This window comes from Massilia scottii, assembly GCF_030846495.1.
In the GTDB taxonomy this organism is placed as follows: domain Bacteria; phylum Pseudomonadota; class Gammaproteobacteria; order Burkholderiales; family Burkholderiaceae_D; genus Telluria_A; species Telluria_A violaceinigra.
Genome location: NZ_JAVCWM010000018.1, coordinates 31,987 through 56,229, shown reverse-complemented (window position 1 = coordinate 56,229; position 24,243 = coordinate 31,987). Strand labels below are relative to the sequence as shown.

Genomic DNA, 24,243 nt, shown 5'->3' with positions numbered 1-24,243 from the left:
CATCGTCCTGATCCGCACTGCGGCGGCCTGTCGCGACGCGGGCCAATTCTACCTTATACCGCGTCGCTGAACCCGACTTTCACTCACCCTGACCCGACGCCAACCCATGAACCAAGCTTCCCTGACAACGCTGTCGCGCTTTTACCAACGCTGGCTGGCGGCCGATGCCAGCCGCGCCGGCGCCGTCGCCGCCCTGGGCGCGAGCGCCCTCGACCAGCTCGACCTGGCCCAGGCCCTGGCCAGCCAGCGCGGTCCCGACGGCGCCGCGCTGCCGCCCGGGCGCGCCATGCGGCGCCTGCGCAACCTGCTGGTGGCCGGCCTGATCGAACGCGACCTCGATGGCCGGGCCGACCTGGCCGAAGTGGTCGCCAGCATGACCGCCTTCGCCGATTTCGCCATCCGCACCCATCTGGCGGCCCTGATGGCCGAACAGGTGGCCAGCCACGGCATGCCGGTCGGCTACGAATCGGGCTTGCCGCAGGAAATGATTGTGTTGGCCATGGGCAAGCAAGGCGGCGGCGAACTGAATGTCTCGTCCGACATCGACCTGATCTTCGTCTACCCGGAAGATGGCGACACCGCCGCCGGTCCGGGCCAGCGCCCCTTGTCGAACCATGAATTTTTCGCGCGCCTGGGCAAGAAACTGATCGCCGCCCTGTCCGAAATCACCGAAGATGGCTTCACTTTCCGGGTCGACATGGCGCTGCGCCCGAACGGCAACTCCGGCCCGCTCGTTGCCAGCCTGAACATGGTGGAGGAATACCTGATCGTCCAGGGCCGCGAATGGGAGCGCTACGCCTGGGTCAAGGCGCGCGCGGTCACCGGCACCGAGGCCGATATCGCCGCGCTGGAAGCCATCGTCCATCCCTTCGTGTACCGGCGCTACCTCGATTTCGGGGTGATCGATGCGATCCGCACCATGCACGCCCAGATCCGCGCCGAGGTCGACCGCCAGGAACGGCTGCATCCGGACCGCAGCAACAACGTCAAGCTGGGGCGCGGCGGGATCCGCGAAATCGAATTCCTGGCCCAGGTGTTCCAGCTGATCCGCGGCGGGCGCGATGCCGCCCTGCGCGACCGTTCCACCCGCGCCACCCTGCGCGTGCTGTCCGACAAGGAATTGCTGACCCCGGACACGGTCGGCCAGCTGCTCGACTCCTACAGCTTCCTGCGCAACCTGGAGCACCGCCTGCAATACCTGGACGATGCCCAGACCCACACCCTGCCCGCCAGCGAGGCCGACCGCGCCATCATCGCGCAAATGATGCGCCTGCCGGACGTGGCCACCCTGCTGGCGCAGCTGGAACAGCACCGCCATTTCGTCGCCGCCCAGTTCGACGCCATCTTCAGCGACAAGTCCGAGCAGAACGGCGACACGGTCGACCCGGGGGCCAGCAGCTGGGCCGGGGCCGACCTCGACAACCGCGAAGCGATCGAAGCGCACCTGCGCGCGCTCAGCTTCGACGATGCCGGCGGCGCCGCCCAGCGCCTGATGAGCACCTGGCAGTCCGGCAAGGTGCAAGCCCTGCCGGAAGCGAGCCGCACCCGGCTGCTGGCGCTGGTCAACGCCGCCCTGCCCCTGATCGCCAAGACGGCGCAGGAAGCCGGTTCCGGCAGCGCCAGTTCCACCCTCACGCGCCTGCTGGCGTTTTTCGAAGCCATCGCCCGCCGCTCGGCCTACCTGTCCTTGCTGACCGAGTATCCGCACACGCTCGAGCGCGTGATCCGCATGATGTACGCCAGCGGCTGGGCGGCGACCTTCCTGACCCAGCATCCGATCGTGCTCGACGAACTGCTCGACGAACGCGTCAGAAGCGCCGTGCCCGACTGCGCCGCCCTGGCCGCCGAACTGAAGGAACAACTGGGCGCGGCGGCCGGCGACACCGAACGCCAGATGGATATCCTGCGCGAAGCCCACCACGCGCAACTGTTCCGCCTGCTGGCGCAAGACCTGGCGGGCGAGCTGACCGTGGAAAAGCTGGCCGATTACCTGTCGGCGCTGGCCGACACCATCGTCGCGGCCACCATCGACGCCGCCTGGCAGGCGATCGCCACGCGCCACTGCGAGGTGCCGCGCTTCGCCGTCATCGCCTACGGCAAGCTGGGCGGCAAGGAACTCGGTTATGTGTCGGACCTGGACGTGATTTTCCTGTTCGACGACGACGACCAGGAAGCGCCCGGCAACTACGCCAAGCTGGCCCAGCGTTTTATCACCTGGATGACGGCCCACACCTCGGCCGGCATCCTGTTCGACATCGATACCGCGCTGCGCCCGGACGGCGCCAGCGGCATGCTGGTGTCGAGCGTGGCGGCGTTCGAGCGCTACCAGGAAAATTCAGCCTGGATCTGGGAACACCAGGCGCTCACGCGGGCGCGCTTTTGCGCCGGCGACACGGCCATCGGCGAGCGCTTTGAAGCGGTGCGCGAACGGGTGCTGCGCAGCGACCGCTCGGCGCGCGCGGACGAGTTGCGCGACGAAGTGCTCAAGATGCGCAAGAAGATGCACGACGCCCATCCGAGCCGCCCAGGCCAGTTCGAGCTCAAGCAAGATGTTGGCGGCATGATCGATGTCGAATTCATGTCGCAGTACCTGGTGCTGCGACATGCGGCGCGCTATCCGCAGCTGACCGTCAACCTGGGCAACATCGGGCTGCTGCGCATGTTCGCCGACCTTGGGCTGATCGATGCCGACCTGGCGCTGGCGGTGGGCGACGCCTACCGTGCCATGCGCAAGCTGCAGCACCAATTGCGCTTGCAGGGCAAAGATAGCGCGCGCATCGATCCGTCGCTGGTGGCGCGCCACAGCGCGGCGGTGCGGCGCCTGTGGGCGGCGGTGTTCGCTCTGGAGGGAGACGCGCCTTAGCGCAGCGGATTGGTCGTGCCCTAAAAAAAACCCGGCGCAAGGCCGGGTTTTTTCATTGACGCCGCCAGGCGGCGCCCTGCGTCACAGCATCAGAACTGATACTGCGCCGCGATGCGCAGCGAACGCCCGCGCGTTGGCGGACTGCTGGCACGCACGTCAGCCACCGGCGCGCGGTCGAACACGTTGTACAGGTTCACGTACAAGGTGGTCTTGGCGAACCCGGTGTAGGTCAGGTTCATGTCGGTGACCACATCACGCTTGATCTGGCAGTATTCCGGCGTAAAACCCTGCCCTTCGCAACCTTCAGCCATGTAGTTGTCGTCGTACTTGTTCTGGTACAGTCGCGTACCCGGCATGTAGGTCAGCGCGCCGCCCACGTTCCAGGCGCCACGCGACCATGCCGTCGATGCCCGCACGCGGTAGCGTGGGTTCTCGTAGGTGCCCGCCAGGTTTTCGGTGAAGGTGTCGGTCACCGTATCCCAGCTGCGGTAATCGAGCTGGTAGTTGGCTTTCAGGTTGCTCACCAGCTTGCCGGCCGAACCCATGTTCCAGCGGTGGTTCAATTCCATGTCCAGACCGGACACGCGGGTGCGGTTCATGTTTTCGTAACGGCTGGCGATCGACGCGATCGGACCGACCGGGAACACGATGTCCTTGCCGGTCAGTTCCTTGGCGCGCGCCGACAGGCGCTGGTCGTCGGCTGTTACGCCCAGGCGGTTGACCGAGCCCGGACGGCGGTCTTCATCGGCCAGCAGCTGGGCCGTGCCCTTGGTATCGATTTCGTTGCGGCGCTCGATATGGTAGTAGTCGAGCGTCATGCTCAGGTTGGCCAGCGGTTCGACCACCAAGCCCAAGTTGAAGCTGCGCGATTTCTCCGGTTCCAGGTCGGGATTGCCCTGGGTGGAGGAGGCGAAGCTGACGCTGCAACCGAGATCGCGCGCGCGCAGCGCATCGGCCTGGTCGATCGTGTTGCCGGTCTTGAGTGCCGCATACAGCTGGTTGGCGGTGGCGCAACGCTTCGGATCGACGTTGCCGTTACGGAAGGCCGACAGCTCGACCTTGCCCGTTTCCGCCACGTTCGGCGCACGGAAGCCATTGGCCACGGTCGCGCGCACCATGAAGCGCTTGTTGACCTCATAACGCATGCCCACTTTCGGCACCAGGGACAAGTCGGTATTGCCCACCTTGTCGGCGCGCACCGCCGCGTTCACTTCGAGCGCCTTGGTCAGCGGCGCATTGACTTCGGCAAAAGCGGCGCCGATGTTGCGCGCGCCCTCGACATTGATCGAGCCCACGCCCACAATCTGGCCGCTGGACACGTTGTCGCTGACATAAGCATTGAAGGAATCGCGCCGGAAATCGGCGCCGATCGCCAGGCCGAGCGGGCCGCCGTCAAGCTGCATCAGCTCGCGCGTGGCCTTGGCGTCGATGAAGCTCTGCTTGGACTCGCCGCCGAACCCATACACCGGGAACATGCGCAGCAGCAAGTCCGAACTGTTGACACCGCCGAAGCGGTATTCGCCGCTCTTGACCGCGGCGTCGTACGCGGACGCGTTGCGGCGGAAGCGATCCAGATTGTCGACTTTCGAGCCCATCACGCCGATCGCCGTCGACCAGTCCCAGCCGAAGTCGCTGCCTTCGATCCCGGCCAGCACCCGGTATTGCTTCGCTTTCGCATCGTTCTTGAACGCGTTCACATCGTCGGCGTAGCGGTAACGCAGGGCAACCGGGAAATCATAAGGATTGTCGGGATGGCCCACCGGCAGTTTTGGCTCGGTGTACGAGTTCAAGCGGTGTTCTTTGCTGTTATACCAGTTCGTCGCAGTGCCGGTGTATTGCATGATCGGCACCAAGTTGTAGTAGATCGTGTTGGTATGGCCCAGGGTCAGCTCGGAAAACGCCACCCGGTTGCCGCCCAGCTTCATGCGGCCGGTACCGAAGAAATTGTAGCGCTTCGATTCCGGGCTCAGGTTGGCGCCGGTCCACTGATCGAAGCGGCAGGTGCCGTCGATCACGTTGGCGCAGCCGGGGCGCGGGGTGTTGAAACTCTTGCCGGCCAGCGCAGGATTGGCCGGATACGGGTTGGGATAACGGTCGACGAAGTTGCCCGGGTGCGAGTAGGTCGACAGCACGCCGAAACTCGGATTGACATACTCTTTCCAGAAACCCGGCACGGTATTGATGACGTCGCGGTTCGAGTACGGCAAACGGTGGTAAGCCTCGAAGTGGCCGAACACATTGTAGCCGTCGGCTTCGAAGTCGCCCATGCCCATGGTCAGGGACGCGGTCTTGCTCTTGTCGAGCTTGCTGTTGAGCAGGGATTGGCGCATCCCGCCCTTGGCCAGCACGCCCTGGAAATCGCGCTTGGTGATAATGTTGATGACGCCGGCCACCGCGTCCGAGCCGTACACGGCGGAAGCGCCGTCGAGCAGGACCTCGATCCGTTCGATCGCTTCGGACGGCATGGCGTCGATGTTGACGAAGGTTTGCTGGCCGCCGTCGGCCAAGCCGTAGTTGGCCACGCGCCGTCCGTTGAGCAGGGTCAGGGTGGAATTCTTGCCCAGGTTGCGCAGCGACACGCCGGATGCGCCGCTGGCGAAGGAATTGCTGCCGTTCTTGTCGGACAGGGTTGTGGTGCCACTCGAGGTCAGGGTGTCGAGCACGTCCTTGACGGTACTGGCGCCCATGGCGGCGATCTCGGTCTTGCCGACCACTTGCACCGTGGACGAGGTTTCGGTATCGACCGCGCGCTTGATGTTCGAGCCGGTGACGATGACCTTCTGGATCGGTTGGGCCGCTTGCGCTTGCGCCAGGGCGGCCTGGGACGCGCCCAGGGTCAGGGCGACGGCGACGACGCTGCGTTTCAATGCGAGTTTCTTGTTCAATTGAGCTCCAGGATTGCTTTATAAGTATGGGTAAATCGTGGTTTCCGTTTCCCGCCGCGCGCGCGCCCGCAGGCCCGCGCGAGGCGAGGGCCATGAATTTCGCACAAAGGTGGATTGACAAACAAGGGGAATTGACAAAAAAGTGCATATCCCGCCGTTTTCGTTGTTTCCGCGCTGCAGAGACGACGCCGCGTGGCGCGCAGGCGAAAAAAAACCCGGCGCCAGGGCCGGGTTTTTCAGGTACCGCAAGATCGGCTTAGAACGCGTAACGCGCCGTCAGCTGGAAGTAGCGGCCGTAAGGATTGTGCAAACCCTCGTTGTAGCCGGCCAGCGGCTGGGCGCTGCTGTTGGTGCCGACGGCCGGGTCGTAAGGCGCCTTGGTGTCGAGCACGTTCTGGATGTTCAGGTTCAGGGTCAGGTTCTTGATCCCGGTGTAGGTATAACCGACGCCCAGACGGGTCCAGCTTTCGATCCTGCATTTCGGGAAATACGCTTCGTACAGCGGCACGCTGGTGTCGCGATCCTGCTCGGCGTCACTCGGCTTGCGCGTGCCGTACTGGCAGAACGGCTGCTCGTACGTCACTTCGCGGTTGTAGCGGCGCAGCAGCGACACCGGACCGGTGTAATCGATGCTGGCATTGAACGCGTGCGTGCCGAAGGTCCACGACGACGACAGGGTGCTCTTCCAGCGTGGCAGGTAGCTGTTCGGCAAGCTGTAGTCGGCATAGCCCACATTCGTGCCGACCAGGTTGCGCTCAGGATCGCCCGCGTTCGCAGCCAGCGAGTAATAGTCCATGTAGCTCGAGGTCAGTTTCGAGTTCAGCGAACCCCACTCGCCCAGGTTCTTGCGGTACGCCATATCGATATCGACGCCGCGCACTTCCACCGAGCCCTGGTTTTTCCACGGCAGCTTGACCATCAGCAGCGGGCCGCTGTTCTGGACCACATTGCCGTTGGCATCGCGCACCCAGTTGGCCGGGTTCGTATCGCGCACCACGTTGCCCGGGTTGCGGTCTTCGTCGCGCAGGGCATCTTCCTCGGAACCGAGGGCGACTTCGCCTTCCTTGCGGATCTTGTAGAAATCCAGGCCGATGTCGAAGGTGCTGGTCGGCGAGAACAGCACGCCGAAGGAAAGGCTCTTCGATTTTTCCGGCACCAGGTCGGGATTGGCGCCGCCGGTACCGGCCGCGCTCTTGGCGCAATCGAGTTCGGTGGCGCCCTCGCGCGGGGTCTCGCGATCGGCTTCGCAGCGGCGCGGATCGTACAGGTCCCTCAGGAAGAACTGGGCCCCGCCCGGTGTCACCTGCACCAGCGCCGGCGCGCGGAAGCCGCGGCCATAGGTGCCGCGCAGGGCGATGCCGTCGGAGACGGTCCACTTGGCGCCGACTTTGGGCACGAAGTTGGTTTTGATGCCAGGATACTTGTCGACGCGGCCGGCGAAATCCATCTCGAAGTTTTTCAGGAATGGCGTGCGCAGCTCGACGAAGCCCGATTTGACGTCGCGTTCGCCGTCGATGACGGTGTTGGCCAGGCCATAAATGTCACCGCGCGCCAGAGCGGCATCGGGCGTCATCTTGATTTTCTCGCGCCGTACTTCGGCGCCCACCGCCAAGCCCATGGCGCCGCCGCCAAGCTGGCCGAACTGGGTCGACACTTTGGCATCCCATTGCAGGATCGAGGCCATGTTGTTGCTCGTCACATCGCGCGCCAGGGTCGGATCGGCCGACAGCGCCGCCAGCGAGGTGCCGGAATTGAGCTTGCGCAGGGTCGGCAGGTAGAGCATGCCGAAATAGGTATCTTCCTGGGTCGCCTTGTTGTACAGCACGGCGCTTTCCCAGTCCCAGTTGCCCACATTGCCCTGCAGGCCGGCCACCACGCGCGCATTGTCGTTGATGGTCTCGGTGCCGCCGCGCAGGTTCTCGAAACGGTAGGTGACCGAGGAGCGGGCGTCGGGGAAAGGATTGTCCGGGTGGCCGATGCCCAGGATGGCCTGGAATGGATCGCCCACCGCGGCGCTGGTGAAGTTGGTGATGGTGGAGGTGCCGATGGTGCTCGGATTGCTGGTATAAGAGCGCTTGGTGCGCGCGTAGCCCGCTTCGGCGAAGGCCTTGGTGTTCTGGCCCAGCTTGAACACGCCGCGCGTCATCACGCTGGCATCCTTGCCATCGCCGATGCCTTCGGAGAAACGGCTCGCGTCGAAGTTACAGAAAGTGCGTCCGATGAACACGCTGGTCGGAGACAAGCCCATCGCGGTCGAACCCACCAGCTGCTGGGACGGTTCGCAATTGGTGCGCGTGATCATGCGCTGGCCCATGTTGCTGCGGTTCACCGCGAAGTTGCGGCTGCCCGGCGCGCTCTCGCGGTAGAACGATGGCGAACCCGAGATGGTGCTGCCGTACGGCGTGGCGTAGCGCCCGTTGAGCAACTGGTAGGTTTCGTACTCGATGTCCTTGACATCCTTGCGCAGGACGCGGTCGCGCTGGGAGACATCGGCGGTGAGGAAGACGTTGTAGCCGTCGCTCTCGACGTCGCCCTTGCCGAAGAAGAAGTTGGTGCCTTTGCGGGCAAATTTGCCATCGTCGTTGGCGCTGGCGCGGGCCGACACTTCGGTGCCCTGGTAGTTGGTCTTGGTGATGAAGTTGATCACGCCGCCGATGGCATCGGAGCCGTACACGGCCGACGCGCCATCCTTGAGGATCTCGACCCGTTCCAGGGCCGACAGCGGAATTGCGTTCAGATCGTACAGGGTCGAATTGCCGTTGTTCGGATCGGCGTAGGCGGCCGGCGTCATGCGGCGGCCGTTGAGCAGGATCAGGGTCGAGGTCGAGGACAGGCCGCGCAGCGAAGCGGTCGAAGCGCCGCGCGAGAAGCCGCCATCGTTGGTGTCGAGGTTGATGTCGCTACCCATGGACGGCACTTTGCGCATCAGTTCAGTGACCGTGGCGGCGCCGCTGTCGCGGATATCCTTGCTGGTGATCACCTGGATCGGCTGGGTGCCCTCTTTTTCGGTGCGCTTCAGGTTCGAGCCGGTGATGTACACGGTGGCGGCGGGCGCCGCTGCAGCCTCTTGGGCCAGGGCGACATGGGAAGTACCCAGGGTTAAAGCGACGGCGATGACGCTCTGTTTCAATACAAAGTGCTTTTTCAAGATGACTCCAGGTGAGAAATTCTTTGTAGAAAATTGACTCTTGTTTGTTTTGAAACCCATTTATATGTATGGGTAAATAGAATCTCGCACGAACGATGACAGGAATCAAATAGCTTATGCATTTACGCCAATTTTGCCATCGTATTTGTTGTTTTTTCACGATTGTACATATATAAAACCCGGCGTTTTGCGCTGCCGAGGCGTATGTAGTTCAGTTCGGCTGACTGTGGTTTTTGCGCATGGATTCGTCGAGTTTCCGAAGATTTTCGGGAAACATCGGCATAATGGTCCGACGCAACAACGCGCCATTGATCGGATGGGAGTGTATTGATGAAAACATTGTTTTCCACAAGTTTGCTCAGCGTCGCCCTGCTGGCCCTGCCGGGGGTGGCATGGTCGGCCGACAAGGGCAGTGCCGAGGAAGCGGTGGCCATGGTCAAGAAAGCGATCGCGCTGATCAAGACCGACAAGGCCAGGGCGTTCGCGGCGATTTCCGACACGGCCAACAAAGAGTTCCACGACCGGGATCTGTATGTGTATGTCTACGACCTGAACGGCGTCGCCCTCGCCCACGGCAACAATCCCAAGATCGTGGGCAAGAACCTGCTGGCGCTGGCCGACAGCAACGGCAAGCTGATGATCAAGGAGATGGCCGACCTTGCCAAGTCGCCGGCGGGCAATGGCTGGGTCGAATTCAAGTGGCCCAATCCGGTGACCAAGGCGGTCGAGAACAAGGCGGGCTATGTCGAGCGGGTCGACGACATGATGGTCGGGTCCGGCATCTACAAATAAGCGAAATGCATTGAGAAAATTTCCTAACCGGGGTCAGACCTCGGTTAAGCAACTTCTCGAAAAATTTCCTAACTGAGGTCTGACCCCGGTTAGGAAATTTTTCGAGGGCGAAAAAAAAACGCCCCGGAGGGCGTCTTTGGCGATGCTGCCAAGTATTACTTGGCGTTCATCAGTGCCACCGTGGTGTCCAGCATGCGGTTCGAGAAACCCCACTCGTTGTCGTACCACGACGATACTTTCACCAGGCGGCCCGACACCTTGGTCAGGGTCGAATCGAAATTCGACGAGGCCGGGTTGTGGTTGAAGTCGATCGATACCAGCGGCTCGGTCTGGTACGTCAGCACGTCTTTCAAGGCGCCTTCGGATGCCGCTTTCATCAGGGCATTGACTTCGTCCACCGTCGTGTCGCGCTTGGCGATGAAGCTCAGGTCGACCAGCGAGACATTGATGGTCGGCACGCGGATCGCGAAACCGTCCAGCTTGCCATTCAGCTCAGGCAGCACCAGGCCAACCGCGGCGGCAGCGCCGGTCTTGGTCGGGATCATGCTCATCGTGGCCGAACGCGCGCGGCGCAGGTCTTCATGCATCACGTCCGACAGCACCTGGTCGTTGGTGTAAGCGTGCACGGTGGTCATCAGGCCGGTTTCCAGGCCGATGGCGTCGTTGAGCGGCTTGACCAGCGGGGCCAGGCAGTTGGTGGTGCACGATGCGTTCGAAATGACGGTATCGGTCGCTTTCAGGACGCCTTCGTTCACGCCGAACACGATGGTGGCGTCGACATCCTTGCCGCCCGGTGCCGAAATGATGACTTTCTTGGCGCCGCCCTTCAGGTGGGCCGAGGCTTTTTCCTTGGTGGTGAAGAACCCGGTGCATTCCAGGACAACGTCCACGCCCAGCTCGCCCCATGGAATTTCAGCAGGGTTGCGCTGCGCGAACACGCGGATGGAGTCGCCGTTGACGATCATGTTGTCGCCTTCGACCGTGACGGTACCAGGGAACTTGCCGTGCGCCGTGTCGTAACGGGTCAGGTGCGCGTTCGACTTGGCATCGCCCAGGTCGTTGATCGCCACGATCTGGATGTCGTGTTTCTTGCCGCCTTCGTAGAAAGCGCGCAGGACATTGCGGCCGATACGGCCATAACCGTTGATTGCAACTTTGATCGTCATTACTTTGCTCCTGAGTGATAAAAATGGGGAGGACGGGCACGCGCGCCATGCGGCAGCGCGCGCCCGCGCTTGGCTTAGTTCGTCAGTACCGACTTGACCTTGGCAACCACGTTCTCGACCGTGAAACCGAAATGCTTGAACAGCACCGGCGCCGGCGCCGATTCGCCGAAGGTGTCGATGCCGACCACGGCGCCTTCCAGGCCAACGTATTTATACCAAAAGTCGGTCACGCCCGCTTCGATCGCCACCCGCGGCACGCCGCGCGTCAAGACGCTGGCCTTGTAGGCGGCGTCCTGGCGGTCGTACACATCGGTCGACGGCATCGACACCACGCGCACCAGGATGCCTTCGGCGGCCAGCGCGGCGGCGGCCTTGGTGGCCAGTTCGATTTCGGAACCGGTGGCGATCAGGATCGCCTTGGCGTTCGCCACGTCCTGCAGCACGTAGCCGCCGCGCGCGATGTCGGCGATCTGGGCCGGGGTGCGTTCCTGGAACGGCAGGTTCTGGCGCGAGAAGATCAGGGTCGACGGGCCATCCTTGCGCTGCACGGCAGCGCCCCACGCGGCGGCGGACTCGACGGTGTCGCATGGACGCCAGTTGTCCAGGTTCGGAATCAGGCGCAGGGAAGAAACGTGCTCGACCGACTGGTGGGTCGGGCCGTCTTCGCCCAGGCCGATCGAATCGTGGGTGAACACGAAGATCGAGCGCAGCTTCATCAGCGCGGCCATGCGCAGCGCGTTGCGGCTGTAGTCGGAGAACGTGAGGAAGGTGGCGCCGAACGGGATGTAGCCGCCGTGCAGGGCGATCCCGTTCATGATGGCGCTCATGCCGAACTCGCGCACGCCGTAGTTGATGTGGTTGCCCGGCTTGCCGGAACGCAGTGCGACGCACTCTTTCCAGTTGGTCAGGTTGGAACCGGTCAGGTCGGCCGAGCCGCCCAAAAATTCCGGCAGGGTCGGCGCCAGCGCCTGGATCGCGTTCTGGCTGGCCTTGCGGGTGGCGATGTTCTCTTTCTTTTCGACGCAGGCGGCAATCGCCGCATCCAGGGTCGCGTTGAAGTCGGCCGGCAGTTCGCCCTTCATGCGGCGCTCGAATTCGGCGGCCAGCTCAGGGTATTGCGCGCGGTAGGCGCTAAACTTGGTGTTCCACTCCGCTTCCATGGCCGCGCCGTGCTCTTTCGCATCCCAGGCGCTGTACACCTCGGCCGGGATGTCGAACGGGACCGAGGTCCACAGCAGGTGCTCGCGCACGGCAGCGACTTCCTTGTCGCCCAGCGCGGCGCCGTGCACCTTGTCGCCGCCCTGCAGGTTGGGCGAACCCTTGCCGATGATGGTCTTGCAGCAGATCAGGGTCGGCTTGGACGACAGCTTCGCTTCGGCAATCGCGGCATGGACCGCTGCCACGCTGTGGCCGTCGACGGCGGCGATCACGTTCCAGCCGTAGGACTCGAAACGTTTCGGGGTGTCGTCGGTGAACCAGCCTTCGACCTTGCCGTCGATCGAAATGCCGTTGTCGTCGTACAGGGCGATCAGGCGGTTCAGGCCCAGGGTGCCGGCCAGCGCGCACACTTCGTGCGAGATACCTTCCATCAGGCAACCGTCGCCCAGGAAGGCGTAGGTGTAGTGGTCGACCACGTCGAAGCCGGGCTTGTTGAATTCAGCCGCCAGCAGGTATTCGGAGAGCGCCATGCCGACCGCGTTGGCGATGCCCTGGCCGAGCGGGCCGGTGGTCGTTTCCACGCCCGGGGTGATGTCCACTTCCGGGTGGCCCGGGGTCTTCGAGTGCATCTGGCGGAAGTTTTTCAGATCGGCCATGGTCAGGTCGTAGCCCGACAGGTGCAGCAGCGCGTAGTGCAGCATCGAGCCGTGTCCGTTCGACAGCAGGAAGCGGTCGCGGTTGAGCCACTTCGGGTTCGACGGATTGTGCTTGTAGTGGCCGGCCCACAGCGCCACGGCGATTTCCGCCATGCCCATCGGCATGCCTGGATGGCCGGAATTGGCCTGTTGAACTGCATCCATTGCCAGCGCGCGGATCGCGTTGGCCATCAAAGTGGTAGGGAGCGTCGTTTTCATGGGTCGAATCAGTGAGGTCGTAGGATTGGGAATGCGGGTGGCGCTGCATGGAGTACCGAGCCAAGTATTTTACCAGACCAGAGGGTGCCGAATTAAAATGAAGCACTTTGCGCCCCTGCGGGCTCCCACTACTTATCAGGATGTCATGCCCCGTTTCTATTGCTCCCTGCCGCTGGCGATCGGCGCCACGCTCGACCTGCCCGAGGCAGTGGCCCACCACGTCCATGTGCTGCGGCTGCAGATCGGCGCCGAACTGTGCCTGTTCAACGGCGATGGCGGCGAATACATCGCGCACCTGGCCAGCGTCGAGAAGCGCCGCGCCAGCGTGACGGTCAAGGCCTTTGTCGCGCGCGACGTCGAACTGCCCTACGAAATTACCCTGGCCCAGGCCCTGCCGGAAGCGTCCAAGATGGACTGGATCATCGAAAAAGCGGTCGAGATGGGAGTGGCGGCGATCCAGCCGCTGGCCGCGCAGCGCTGCGTGGTGCGCCTGTCGGGCGAACGCGCCGAGAAAAAACAGGTGCACTGGCAGGGCGTGATCGTGTCGGCGTCCGAGCAGAGCGGGCGCAACCGGCTGGCGCGGCTGGCCCCGGTGGACGATCTGCACCACTGGATGGCCCAGCAGGACATGCACAAGCGCATCCTGCTCAGCCCGCGCGGCGGCCAGTCGCTGGCCGACTGGGCCAGGCACCAGCCGCCCCAGGCGCTGTCGCTGATGATCGGCCCGGAAGGCGGCTTCAGCGTGCAGGAAGAAGATAGCGCGATGGCGCGCGGCGCACTGGCGCTGTCGATGGGCCCGCGCATCCTGCGCACCGAAACGGCCGGCATCGCCGCCGTGGCCGCCCTCAACGCCCTCTGGGGCGGCCTGTAACTTCCCTTCGCCGCTGACGGCAACCTCAGCCGTCGTTGCCGGCATCGCCGCAAACGACCTCCCGCGCCGAGGCGCCACGCCCCGGCACGCCAGTTCTTCCCTCTCCCCCTCCAGACGGAAAAAAGGCGCGTTGCCGAAGCAACGCGCCTTTCATGATGACTTACGTCGTATCAGCTGCTTAGAACTTGTAGCTGGTGTTGAGGTAGACGGTGCGGCCCATCGTGTCCGCGTAACGCGCATCGTAACCAACCTGGTGGCCCGACGACGTGCGCAGGGTCAGTGGTGGTTCTTTGTCCATCAGGTTCTTGATACCGCCGCGAACTTCCCACATTTTGCTGATCGCAAACTTACCCTGGTAGTCGACGGTGCTGTACGAAGGCACTTGCAGACGGATCTGGCTGACGGCAGGGGCCTTGGTCGCCACGTTGTACAAGCTAGCGGCCTGGTCGGTGTAACCATTGCGGTAGTTCAACGTCAGCGCATTGGTCATCGGGCCGGTTTCCAGGGTAGCGCCGAACTTGACGATATCGCGGAAGGTGACTTGATTGTCGATGCCGTATTTATCCATGCTGTCGGTCCACTCGGTGTCCGAACCCGGAATGGTGTAGCTGGCCTTGAGCATGTGGGTACCATTGACGTTCAGGGTCATTTTGCCGAACGAATACTTCTCGCCGACGGTCAGATCCCAGTCGATACCGCGGTTGTGCGCTTTGCCGATGTTGATCGGGGCGCGGATGAAGGCCCAGGTCTTGATACCGGTCGCTGGATCGGCGAACTCGGTAAACAGCTGGCGGTACTTGGCTGGATTGGCAAACGCCTGGATTTCGCCAACGTTCGACACCTGGTTGGTCATCTTGATGTCCCACAGGTCGGCGCCGAACGTCACGCTCGACGATGGCTCGAGGCGGAAGCCCAGGGTGAACTGCTTCGATTCTTCCGGACGCAGTTTTTCGTTACCACCGTTGTACGAGTTGTACTGGTTCACGCCCGGACGGCACAGGGTCGCATCGATCGCTACCAGGTCTGCCGGGCAAGCATACGGTGCGGCCGTGACGCCGGCGGACACCAGGGTGTTGGCGATGTCGTTCTGGTCGGCGACGCGGAAACCCGTACCGTACGAACCGCGCAGCAGCAGGGCCGTGGTCGGGGTGTAGCGCGCGCTGATCTTGTAGGTGCTGGCGCTCTGGGTTTCACCCTTGGTGCGCTTGGCGATCTTGTCCTCCACGCCCGAATAACGGTCGTAGCGGATGGCGGTCGTCACTTCCAGGTTCTTCATCAGCGGCAGCGCCATTTCGGCGAAGGCACCGGCGGAGTCACGGGTGTAGTCGAATTGGTTTGGCGCGGTGAAACCGTAGATGGTGCCGTCCTTGGCCGCGGCCGAGGCGGTCTGCACCTGGTGCAGTTCGCGGTAGTCGCCGCCCAGGCCGATGCTGCTGGCGCCGCCTGGCAGGTTGAACAGTTCGCGCGATGCGCGCAGGTCGACGCCGCGCAGGACCGAATACGCTTCACGGATCGAACCGTGGAAAACCGAACCCTTGATCTGTTCAGCCGTTGGCGACGATGGCGAACCGGCCGGCAGGAATGGATTGAAGCTGGTGCCGCCGATCAGGTTGCGGAATTCCTTGTTCAACAGGTAGCCGCCGGTGTAACGCTCGTCGAGCTGGTACTTCGAGTACGTGGCGCCCGTGTTCATGTCCCAGCCTGCGGCATTCGCTTCCAGGCCAACGACCAAGTGACCGACGTCGGTGACGGTGCGGCTGTCGCGGGTGCCGAATTCGGTCGCGCGGTAGGTCGCGGTGGCGGTCTTGACATCGGCGCGCTGATCGGCGCTCAGGTACGGTGCGACGTACTGGTTGTAGACTGGCGAACCGATCGGCACGGCCACGCTGACCGGGTTGGCGGCGATACGCGCCGTCAGGTCGAAGCGGCCCAGTGCCAGGTCGGCAAAGCCGGTCAGGTTGTCGCTGAACTTGAAGCGGAACGAGGTGAACAGGGTGTCGCGCTTCGATTCAGGCACGGTTTCCACGGTCGAGGCGCTGTCGACGGCGCAGTACTCGGTGGTGGAGGTGTTCGACAGGTAGTCGAAGAAGCCGGTCGGGCATGCGCCGTTGACTTTCCTGTACGGGTTAAAGCCGATCTGGGCAGATTTCGGATTCTTGAACGCGACGTTCACGTTCGATGCGGTACCCGAGGTCGAGGTGCGGTCGTAGATATAGCTCTGGCCGTCGTGGCCCAGGGGAATGTACGACGTCTTGCTGAACTCGCGATCGGTCGCCTTGACTTTTTTCTGCTCGTCGTGACGGTAGGTCATCAACAGGTTGAAGCGGTTCGTTTCCAGGTCGCCGAAGCCCCAGGTGAAGCCAGCGTTGGCGCTCTTGCCGCCCGGGTTGGTCGGTACCGTTACGCCCGCGTCCAGGGTCAGGCCGCGGTAGTTTTTCTTGAGGATGAAGTTGATGACGCCGGCGATGGCGTCGGCGCCGTACAGGGCGGAGGCGCCGTCGCTCAGCACTTCGACGCGCTCGACCGCGCTCATCGGAATCGAGTTCAGGTTGACCGAGCTGCCGCTGTCCTGGAAAGGCGCCATGCGGCGGCCGTTCAGCAGGACCAGGGTGTAAGTGCCGCCCAGGCCGTGGATCGACGCGGTGGAGCGGCCACCCGAGTTGGTACCGGCCGCAATCGCTTCAATCGTGAAACCCTGCATCGCTGGCAGTTTCTGGATCAGGTCGGCAACAGTGGTCGCGCCGGAACGGGCGATCACTTCCTTCGACACCACCTGAACTGGCAGTGCGCCTTCTTTCACGATTCGCTTGATGCTCGAACCGGTGATCTCAACGCGCTGGATAGGAGCATCCTGAGCCAGTGCTTGGCCGGCGACGAAACCGGCTAACAGGCCGAGGGCGAGGCGAACGGAACGTACGCCAATCTTCTCTTGAAACATCATTTTTAGAACTCCGTTTAGGATGAGGATAACGACACTACAGCAGCTTGCTTGCACGACAGCCTTTCGGGTCCCGGCGGCGCTGGCACGTTACCGGGTTCGACATCACCCGGCAGCGGCGCGCACGCTGGGGCGTCGCATCATTTCTGCAACGGGCATTATCCGGTCAGCGACAAAAAAATGGCGGCCAAAACCAGCCGATTTGCACTTTTCCCAGCGACTACAGCGAAAATTCTTTCTTTACATAAATATGCCGAACGAAATATGGTGCGTTGCTGCAAAATTAAAATAATGAATGAGTCTGTTTTGCAACAAATTTTCCCAACTACACTTTACTAGTCGCGCAGCAACACCTTGAGGTCGAAAATTCCGTGCGCAGGCGCCCCGATTCGCCCATCCGGCGATGCAGCCGGTAAAATAGCGCCCTGCCTTGCTTTCCCCACCCTGAACCACGAACGACTCCTATGCTGCGAATTAACGAACTCAAACTCCCGCTCGACCATGCCGACGCCGACCTGCGCGAGGCAATCCTGGCGCGCCTGGGCATTGCCGGCGCCGACCTGCTCGGGTTCAGTGTGTTCAAGCGCAGCTACGACGCGAGAAAGCGCAGCGCCATCGTGCTGATCTATGCCATCGATGCCGAACTGCGCGACGAAGCGGCCGTGCTGGCGCGCCTGCAGCACGACGCCCATGTGCTGCCCGCGCCCGACACCGGCTACACCTTCGTCGCCGGCGGCGAGCAGCTGCAGGGCCACGACCGCAACGAGCGCCCGGTCGTGATCGGCACCGGCCCGTGCGGGCTGTTCGCGGCGCTGATCCTGGCCCAGATGGGCCTGCGCCCGCTGATCCTCGAACGCGGCAAGGTGGTGCGCGAGCGCACCGTCGACACCTTCGGTTTCTGGCGCAAGCGCGAGCTCAATCCGGAATCGAACGTCCAGTACGGCGAAGGCGGGGCCGGCACCTTTTCCGACGGCAAGCTGTACAGCCAGATCAAGGATCCCAAGCACTACGGCCGCAAGGTGCTGACCGAATTCGTCAAGGCCGGCGCGCCGGACGAGATCATGTACGTGAGCAAACCGCACATCGGCACCTTCCGCCTGGTCAAGATGGTCGAACAGATGCGCGAGAACATCTCCGCGCTGGGCGGCGAATACCGCTTCGAGAGCAAGGTGACCGATATCGAGGTGGAGGGAGAGGGCGAGGCGCGCCAGATCCGCGGCATCACCCTGGCCAGCGGCGAGCATATCCCCACGCGCCACGTGGTGCTGGCCATCGGCCACAGCGCGCGCGACACCTTCGAGATGCTCTACGAGCGCGGCGTCTATATTGAAGCGAAGCCGTTTTCGGTGGGCTTTCGGGTCGAGCACCCGCAGTCGCTGATCGACGCCTGCCGATTCGGTCCGAACGCCGGCAACAAGATCCTCGGCGCGGCCGACTATAAACTGGTGCACCACGCCGCCAACGGCCGCTCGGTGTACAGCTTCTGCATGTGCCCGGGCGGCACGGTGGTCGCCGCCGCCTCCGAGCCGGGGCGCGTGGTCACCAACGGCATGAGCCAGTATTCGCGCAACGAGCGCAATGCCAACAGCGCCATCGTGGTGGGCATCACGCCGGCCGACTATGTCGACAACCCGGGCCACCCGCTGGCCGGCATCGCGCTCCAGCGCCGCCTGGAAGAAGGCGCGTTCGCGCTCGGCGGCGGCACCTACGACGCGCCGGGGCAGCTGATGGGCGACTTCGTCAAGGGACGCGCCTCGACCGCCTTCGGTTCGGTGGTTCCGTCGTTCAAGCCGGCGGTGCACCTGACCGACCTGGGCACCGCCCTGCCCGACTACGCCATCATCGCCATGCGCGAAGCCTTCCCGGCGTTCGACAAGCAGATTCGCGGCTACTACCAGGAAGACGCGGTGCTGACCGGCGTGGAAACGCGCACCTCGTCGCCGATCCGCATCAAGCGCCGCGACGACAACCTGCAAAGCCTGAACACGCGCGGCCTGTTCCCGGCTGGCGAAGGCGCCGGCTACGCGGGCGGGATTTTGTCGGCGGCGGTCGACGGGATCAAGGTGGCGGAAGCGGTGGCGCTGTCGATGGCGGGGTAGGCAAGGCAGGCGCAGATAATCATGCGAACGCCGCCAAACTTCAGCGTCTTGCGGTGCAAGCGACATCTCGTGCTTAGTAGCTGGTCAATCGTTTCGCAATATGACGCGGATCAACGTCAAGTCATGACCGGGGGTTGGCGCTTGGGCCAATTCGGATAAAATCACAAACGTGGTTCGACCAGGGAGGGAATATGAAGCCAGTGTTGAAGCTTTTTACATCCGACGACGTGCGCCAGGCTAACAACGACCTCATTGCCCGCAAAGACAAGGTACCAGCCGGCCTCTCGCCGGCCTCCAAAAGACTGCTTCGCCAGTCGAGCTTCACCCCGGACGAAATCAATCGTGCTTTCGCTGAAGCGCGTCGCGTCGTCGGCGGGATCTGAATGACAGCGGCGCCGGTTCCGCCTGCGCCTGCCACTCCTCCGGCACCCGCTTCTCCCTCTTCCGGAGCCCTCCCTGCCACTTCGCCCTACAACTGGATCTACAAAGAACTGGTCAACGATCCCGACGATGCTGTCGGAGCGATCGCCTATGTCCTCTACAAGCGGGACAAAATCGCTTTCATTGAAGCAACCCAATCCGCACACGGGCGCGTCCCCACCCCCGACGAACTCAAAGTCTTTCATACGCAAACTTGCGAGCCTGCAAAAATACGGGCGTATCGCGCGCACGCGCAGCAGCTTGCGAATGCGTTCCTTCATTCCGGACTTGCCCAACGAATGCGCGAATTTGAAGATGAGATACGCGAAAGCGTCCTGAACCAGAATGTGTCAGCGGTGCTCCTTGAACTCAAGAGTAAAAAGAGCCTGGGCGCATGGTTTGGTGACATCGTCGGGAATTTAGGCGTCAACATGTTGACCATCATTGTCATCGGCGCTCTTTTAGGTGGCTACCAAGCACTGGCAAAGTTCAACGCTAACGTACAAAAAATTGCGAACATACCAGTGACGACTGAAACGCCCGCTCCCAAGGTCACTCAGCCGCCTCGCCCGGACATCATCGAGCCTGAACCGGCCAAATGAGCTGGCATAGCCTTCGGAAAGATATCTCGGCCGCCAACCAGAACTTGCCCTGCCTCTGAACAAGCGGTCAGAACACCTACAGCCAGCCGGATTTCCGGAAACGGTAGTACAGGTAGACGCACACGCTGACCATCGCGCTGATCGCAACGGCGTAGCCGTACTTCCATTTCAGCTCCGGCATGAAGTCGAAGTTCATCCCCCACACCCCGGCGAACGCCGTAAACACGGCGAAGATCGCGGCCCATGCGGCCAGCCGTTTATTGACTTCGCCATCGTCGATGGCCACCATCGACAGGTTGACCTGGATCGCCGTGCCGATGGTGTCGCGGATGGTATCGAGCGCGCCGTTGATGCGCTGCAGGTGATCGTGCACATCGCGGAAGTACTCCTGCGTGTCGCGGCAGAACGACGGCACCCGCCCGCCATGCAGCTTGCCGATGGCGTCGAGCAGCGGCGTGACCGCGTGGCGCAGCACCAGCACCTTGCGCTTGAGTTCATACAGACGTTCGATGTTGGTGCGCTGCGAGCCACGGATAAAAATCCGGTCCTCGATCGTTTCGAGTTCCGTTTCGAGCGCATCGACCACCGGGAAATAGCGGTCGACCACCGCATCCATCAGCGCATAGAGCACGAACGACGAACCCTTGGCCAGCAGGTGCGGTTCGCGTTCGGCGCGCGCGCGCACGCCGAGAAAACCGCGCATGACATTGTTGCGCACCGAGAGCACGTAATTGTCGCCGACGAACATGGCCACCTGGCCCATGCTCAGCTCATCGCCATCGATTTCGACCGTTTGCACGACCACGAACAGCGAATCGCCGTACTCCTCGATCTTGGGGCGCTGGTGGCCGCGCAGCGCGTCTTCCACCGCCAGTTCGTGCAGGCCGAATTCGTGCTGCATGATGGCCAGTTCGTCCGGCTGGGCGTCCTTCAGGGCCACCCACACGAAGCAGTCGGGTTTTTGAAGGTAGTCGCTGATGGCTTCGACGGAAATGTCGGACAGCTTTTTGCCTTCCTGGTAGGCGACGCAGTTGATCAGCATGGTGGTTCCAACAATAAATTGGACAGAAGCTTACACCATGCCGCCGCTGGACGTGAGCACGCCCCCCGCCGCCGCCCTACTCGTCCTTGGCGCCATCGATCCCCAGTTCGGCGATCTTGCGGGTGATGGTGTTGCGCCCGATCCCAAGGCGCACCGCGGCATCGTTCTTGCGCCCGTGCGTGTGCTTGAGCGCCGTCTTGATCAGCGCCGACTCGAACTGCCGTCCCAATACATCCATCACCTCCGACTGCCCGGCCGCCAGCATGCTGGCCGCCTGCAGCTCCAGCAAGCCAATCCAGCCGCCGGCCGCGCCCAGCGCCGCCATGCCGGCGCCGCCCGCGACGATGCCGGCCTGGCCGTTGGCCGGCGGCGCCGCACTGTCGCCCATGGCCGGCGGCAGCGCCGTTTCGGCGCCGCCTTCCTGCGTCAGTTCGAGCGGCATGTCCTTCACGTCCACCGTCTGCCCGGGCGCCATCACGGTGATCCAGTTGCACAGGTTTTCCAGCTGGCGCACATTGCCCGGCAAATCGAGCCCGGTCAGAAAATGCAGCGCCGGATCGCTCATGCGCTTGGCCTCCACGCCGAGCTGGCGCGCGCTCTGCACCAGGAAGTGGCGCACCAAAAGGGGGATATCCTCGCGCCGCTCCCGCAAACTGGGCAGGCGCAGGCGGATCACGTTCAGGCGGTGGTACAAGTCTTCGCGAAACAGGCCGTCGCGCACGCGCTGTTCCAGGTTCTGGTGGGTGGCCGTGATGACGCGCACATTGGCCTTCATCGGCTGGTGCCCGCCGACCCGGTAAAAGTGGCCGTCCGAGAGCACCCGCAGCAGGCGCGTTTGCAGGTCGAACGGCATGTCGCCGATTTCATCCAAAAACAGGGTGCCGTTTTCGGCCTGCTCGAAGCGGCCGCGCCGCGTGGTCTGGGCGCCCGTGAAGGCGCCGCGCTCGTGGCCGAACAGTTCCGATTCGAGCAAATCCTTCGGGATCGCCGCCGTATTCAAGGCGATGAAGGGCTGCTGCGCGCGCGGGCTGTGCTTGTGCAGCGCGCGCGCGACCAGCTCCTTGCCGGTACCCGATTCGCCCGTGATCAGCACCGTCACATTCGACTGCGACAAGCGCCCGATGGCGCGAAACACTTCCTGCATGGCCGGCGCCTGGCCCAGGATTTCGGGCGTGTCGGTGGGACCGGATTCGATGCTGGTCTCGCGCAGGCTTTCTTCCAGCGCGCGCCGGATCAGTTCCACCGCCTTGTCGATATCGAACGGCTTGGCCAGGTACTCGAAGGCGCCGCCCTGGAAGGCCGCAACCGCCGAATCGAGATCGGAAAACGCCGTGATGATAATCACCGGCAGGCCGGGATAGGTGGCCTTGACCGTTTGCAGCAGGTCCAGCCCCGACTCGCCCGGCATGCGGATGTCGGACACCAGCACTTGCGGCGTATCGAATTCGAGCGCGGCCATCGCATCGCGCGCGTTGGAAAAGCTCTTGGTCGCGAGGTTCTCGCGCGCCAGGGCTTTTTCAAGCACCCAGCGGATGGAGGCGTCGTCGTCGACTATCCAGATTGGTTTCATGTGTTCGCGCTTCCCCGCAATATGGATCTTCAATTGATGGGACCCGGAATCCGGGGCTGATGCGCGGCTTATGGCAGCGGCAACAGGATCCTGAAATCCGTAAATCCAGGCCGGCTCTCGCACTCGATCACACCCATGTGCTGCTGCACGAAGGTCTGCGCCAGTGTCAGCCCCAGGCCGCTGCCGCCCTCCCGTCCCGATACCAGGGGATAGAAAATGCGGTCGCGGATCTGCGGCGGGATGCCCGGTCCATTGTCGATGATATGCAAGTCTAATGCCAGCCCGTAGCGCACCTTGGCCAAGGTGACCTGGCGCGCCACGCGGGTCTTGAAAACCAGCTCGGCGTCGCCCGCCACAATGCGCTCGGACAGGGCCTGCGCGGCATTGTGCGCGATATTGAGCACGGTCTGGATCAGCTGTTCCTTGTCGCCCCTGAACTCGGGAATCGACGCATCGTAATCGCGCCGGATGCTTAAGCCGGCCGGGAACTCGGCCAGGATCAGGCTGCGCACGCGCTCGCACACTTCATGGATATTGACGTCGCCGACGATATGCGGACGCCGGTGCGGCGCCAGCAGGCGGTCGACCAGGGTTTGCAGGCGGTCCGCTTCCTTGATGATCACCTGCGTATACTCGCGCAGCTGGGTCAGATGACGCGCCGGCAGTTCGAGTTCGAGCAGCTGCGCCGCGCCGCGGATGCCGCCCAGGGGATTTTTGATCTCGTGCGCCAGGTTGCGCACCAGTTCCTTGTTGACCTGGCTCTGGTCGAGGATGCGCTCTTCGCGGTCCAGTTTAAGCTGCTGGACGTTCTCGCGCAGCTCGATCACGATGCCCGATTCGCCCGCCTCGCTGACGATACTGTGCACATGCAGCGGCTCGCGCCCGCTGCGCTCCAGGGTCAGGTCCTGGCGCAGGTCGGAGTATTTGTGGGCCAGCGCCTGCGCGCACAGATTGAGCAATTCCTCGGCGTTGAGGAACAGGGTATGGAGCTGCTGGCGTTGCAGGGCCCTGAGCGAGCTTTCCAGCAGGTTCTCGGCGGCCGCGTTGGCGAAGGTGATGGTGCCGTCGGCGTCGACCAGCAGCACGGCCGACGCCAGCAGATCGAGGCCGGCCAGGGCCTCGCGCCGCGCCACGGAAAGCGCGGCCGGGGTCAAGACCGGGGTCAAGACCGAGGTCATTTAATGTTTGAAATTTCGCGCCGCAGCGCTTCGATGTTCTTCTCGGCGCGCGCGATGTTCTCGGCCATCGACTGGACCCGCTCCTGGTACTTGGCGTAGTTCTTCTCGTTGCCCTGGCGTTCAGGCTCGCCCTTGTTGTATTCGCGTTTGAGTTCGGCCAGCTTCTTCTCTTCGGCGCGCAGTTCGTCGTTGAGAATCTGGCGCCGGTCGGCGTCGCGCGCGCGCTGCTCGCTGTCGCCCACCTTGGGGAAATCGGTCGGCGTGGTCACCGGCTTGGCCGGACCGCTGCTCTTGCGCCCCGAGGGAGCGGGGATATTGTTGGGCACATCGAGCTGCTTGCAGCCCGGCTTGGGGTTGTCGGTCAACTCCTTGCGCCCGCTGGCATCGACGCACAAATAGATGTCGGCCCGGGCCGGCAGCTGCGCGCCGAGGCCGGCGAGCAGCACCAGCGCCAGCAAAGGCGAACGCAGCGGTCGGTGCGGGCGAATTCGGGACATCCTCGTTATCATAAGCATCAGCGTTGTTTCACGGAATTCCGTGGAGTAATTAGATTCAACCGAATATACAACATCCAATGAAAAACGCGAGGAAAGCCTT

The 24,243-nt window shown here is 63.1% G+C and carries 16 protein-coding genes; 7 read left to right on the top strand and 9 right to left on the bottom strand.

The window, feature by feature from the left end; genetic code table 11:
• Nucleotides 1-106: 106 nt before the first annotated feature.
• Entirely contained in the window at nt 107-2,863 is a 2,757-nt protein-coding gene (gene glnE / locus RBA41_RS22745; protein ID WP_306626525.1) for a bifunctional [glutamate--ammonia ligase]-adenylyl-L-tyrosine phosphorylase/[glutamate--ammonia-ligase] adenylyltransferase, read from the top strand.
• Nucleotides 2,864-2,952: 89 nt separating this feature from the next.
• Here glnE and RBA41_RS22740 read toward each other — a convergent pair whose 3' ends face one another.
• Nucleotides 2,953-5,748 carry a TonB-dependent receptor plug domain-containing protein gene (locus RBA41_RS22740; RefSeq protein ID WP_306626524.1) on the bottom strand — a complete coding sequence of 932 codons (2,796 nt, stop codon included), beginning with the start codon at nt 5,746-5,748 and terminating at the stop codon, nt 2,953-2,955.
• A gap of 256 nt (nt 5,749-6,004) precedes the next feature.
• A complete protein-coding gene (locus RBA41_RS22735) occupies nt 6,005-8,896 on the bottom strand; it encodes a TonB-dependent receptor domain-containing protein (RefSeq protein ID WP_306626523.1) in 2,892 nt (963 codons plus the stop codon).
• 330 nt (nt 8,897-9,226) lie between these two features.
• Between RBA41_RS22735 and RBA41_RS22730 the strand changes: the two genes are divergently transcribed.
• Nucleotides 9,227-9,688 carry a cache domain-containing protein gene (locus RBA41_RS22730; protein WP_306626522.1) on the top strand — a complete coding sequence of 154 codons (462 nt, stop codon included), beginning with the start codon at nt 9,227-9,229 and terminating at the stop codon, nt 9,686-9,688.
• Between the two features lie 155 nt (nt 9,689-9,843).
• Here RBA41_RS22730 and gap read toward each other — a convergent pair whose 3' ends face one another.
• Together gap and tkt are read right to left on the bottom strand one after the other, a co-directional pair.
• A complete protein-coding gene (gap, locus tag RBA41_RS22725; RefSeq protein ID WP_099874573.1) occupies nt 9,844-10,854 on the bottom strand; it encodes a type I glyceraldehyde-3-phosphate dehydrogenase in 1,011 nt (336 codons plus the stop codon).
• Nucleotides 10,855-10,928: 74 nt separating this feature from the next.
• Nucleotides 10,929-12,926 carry a transketolase gene (tkt, locus tag RBA41_RS22720; RefSeq protein ID WP_306626521.1) on the bottom strand — a complete coding sequence of 666 codons (1,998 nt, stop codon included), beginning with the start codon at nt 12,924-12,926 and terminating at the stop codon, nt 10,929-10,931.
• Between the two features lie 145 nt (nt 12,927-13,071).
• On the opposite strand from tkt, the gene RBA41_RS22715 reads away from it, so the two are divergent.
• Nucleotides 13,072-13,797: a 16S rRNA (uracil(1498)-N(3))-methyltransferase gene (locus RBA41_RS22715; RefSeq protein WP_306626520.1), complete on the top strand. Its 726-nt coding sequence runs from the start codon at nt 13,072-13,074 to the stop codon at nt 13,795-13,797.
• A 178-nt stretch (nt 13,798-13,975) separates the two neighbouring features.
• On the opposite strand, the gene RBA41_RS22710 is transcribed toward RBA41_RS22715, so the two are convergent.
• Nucleotides 13,976-16,738 (bottom strand): TonB-dependent receptor, encoded by a 2,763-nt coding sequence (locus RBA41_RS22710; RefSeq protein WP_306626519.1) that lies wholly within the window; start codon nt 16,736-16,738, stop codon nt 13,976-13,978.
• 48 nt (nt 16,739-16,786) lie between these two features.
• On the opposite strand from RBA41_RS22710, the gene RBA41_RS22705 reads away from it, so the two are divergent.
• The 4 genes from RBA41_RS22705 (at nt 16,787) to RBA41_RS22690 (ending at nt 19,856) form a co-directional block, all read left to right on the top strand.
• Nucleotides 16,787-17,074 carry a hypothetical protein gene (locus RBA41_RS22705; protein ID WP_306626518.1) on the top strand — a complete coding sequence of 96 codons (288 nt, stop codon included), beginning with the start codon at nt 16,787-16,789 and terminating at the stop codon, nt 17,072-17,074.
• Nucleotides 17,075-17,199: 125 nt separating this feature from the next.
• A complete protein-coding gene (locus RBA41_RS22700; protein ID WP_306626517.1) occupies nt 17,200-18,834 on the top strand; it encodes an NAD(P)/FAD-dependent oxidoreductase in 1,635 nt (544 codons plus the stop codon).
• Between the two features lie 191 nt (nt 18,835-19,025).
• On the top strand, nt 19,026-19,217 hold the full coding sequence (locus RBA41_RS22695; protein ID WP_306626516.1) for a hypothetical protein: 192 nt from the start codon (nt 19,026-19,028) through the stop codon (nt 19,215-19,217).
• Nucleotides 19,218-19,856, top strand: coding sequence for a hypothetical protein (locus RBA41_RS22690; RefSeq protein ID WP_306626515.1), 639 nt, complete (start codon nt 19,218-19,220; stop codon nt 19,854-19,856). It abuts the gene before it with no gap.
• Nucleotides 19,857-19,932: 76 nt separating this feature from the next.
• On the opposite strand, the gene corA is transcribed toward RBA41_RS22690, so the two are convergent.
• The 4 genes from corA to RBA41_RS22670 all read right to left on the bottom strand — a co-directional run bounded on the left by corA (nt 19,933) and on the right by RBA41_RS22670 (nt 24,143).
• Nucleotides 19,933-20,898: a magnesium/cobalt transporter CorA gene (gene corA, locus RBA41_RS22685; RefSeq protein ID WP_306626514.1), complete on the bottom strand. Its 966-nt coding sequence runs from the start codon at nt 20,896-20,898 to the stop codon at nt 19,933-19,935.
• Nucleotides 20,899-20,974: 76 nt separating this feature from the next.
• Nucleotides 20,975-22,468 carry a nitrogen regulation protein NR(I) gene (ntrC, locus tag RBA41_RS22680; protein ID WP_306626513.1) on the bottom strand — a complete coding sequence of 498 codons (1,494 nt, stop codon included), beginning with the start codon at nt 22,466-22,468 and terminating at the stop codon, nt 20,975-20,977.
• Nucleotides 22,469-22,536: 68 nt separating this feature from the next.
• Nucleotides 22,537-23,646, bottom strand: a complete 1,110-nt coding sequence (gene glnL / locus RBA41_RS22675) for a nitrogen regulation protein NR(II) (RefSeq protein WP_306626512.1) — start codon at nt 23,644-23,646, stop codon at nt 22,537-22,539.
• The gene (locus RBA41_RS22670) at nt 23,643-24,143 is read right to left on the bottom strand and encodes a DUF4124 domain-containing protein (protein WP_306626511.1); all 501 of its coding nucleotides are present in this window, start codon (nt 24,141-24,143) and stop codon (nt 23,643-23,645) included. The genes glnL and RBA41_RS22670 overlap by 4 nt, the downstream gene beginning before the upstream one ends.
• Between the last annotated feature and the right edge of the window lie 100 nt (nt 24,144-24,243).

Bases quoted from the DNA above. Each gene is read 5' to 3' on its own strand.
- RBA41_RS22710 (WP_306626519.1), bottom strand. From the start codon at position 16,738: ATGATGTTTCAAGAGAAGATTGGCGTACGTTCCGTTCGCCTCGCCCTC.
- RBA41_RS22730 (WP_306626522.1), top strand. From the start codon at position 9,227: ATGAAAACATTGTTTTCCACAAGTTTGCTCAGCGTCGCCCTGCTGGCC.
- ntrC (WP_306626513.1), bottom strand. From the start codon at position 22,468: ATGAAACCAATCTGGATAGTCGACGACGACGCCTCCATCCGCTGGGTG.
- RBA41_RS22715 (WP_306626520.1), top strand. From the start codon at position 13,072: ATGCCCCGTTTCTATTGCTCCCTGCCGCTGGCGATCGGCGCCACGCTC.
- gap (WP_099874573.1), bottom strand. From the start codon at position 10,854: ATGACGATCAAAGTTGCAATCAACGGTTATGGCCGTATCGGCCGCAAT.
- tkt (WP_306626521.1), bottom strand. From the start codon at position 12,926: ATGAAAACGACGCTCCCTACCACTTTGATGGCCAACGCGATCCGCGCG.
- glnE (WP_306626525.1), top strand. From the start codon at position 107: ATGAACCAAGCTTCCCTGACAACGCTGTCGCGCTTTTACCAACGCTGG.
- RBA41_RS22670 (WP_306626511.1), bottom strand. From the start codon at position 24,143: ATGTCCCGAATTCGCCCGCACCGACCGCTGCGTTCGCCTTTGCTGGCG.
- corA (WP_306626514.1), bottom strand. From the start codon at position 20,898: ATGCTGATCAACTGCGTCGCCTACCAGGAAGGCAAAAAGCTGTCCGAC.
- RBA41_RS22695 (WP_306626516.1), top strand. From the start codon at position 19,026: ATGAAGCCAGTGTTGAAGCTTTTTACATCCGACGACGTGCGCCAGGCT.
- RBA41_RS22690 (WP_306626515.1), top strand. From the start codon at position 19,218: ATGACAGCGGCGCCGGTTCCGCCTGCGCCTGCCACTCCTCCGGCACCC.
- RBA41_RS22700 (WP_306626517.1), top strand. From the start codon at position 17,200: ATGCTGCGAATTAACGAACTCAAACTCCCGCTCGACCATGCCGACGCC.
- glnL (WP_306626512.1), bottom strand. From the start codon at position 23,646: ATGACCTCGGTCTTGACCCCGGTCTTGACCCCGGCCGCGCTTTCCGTG.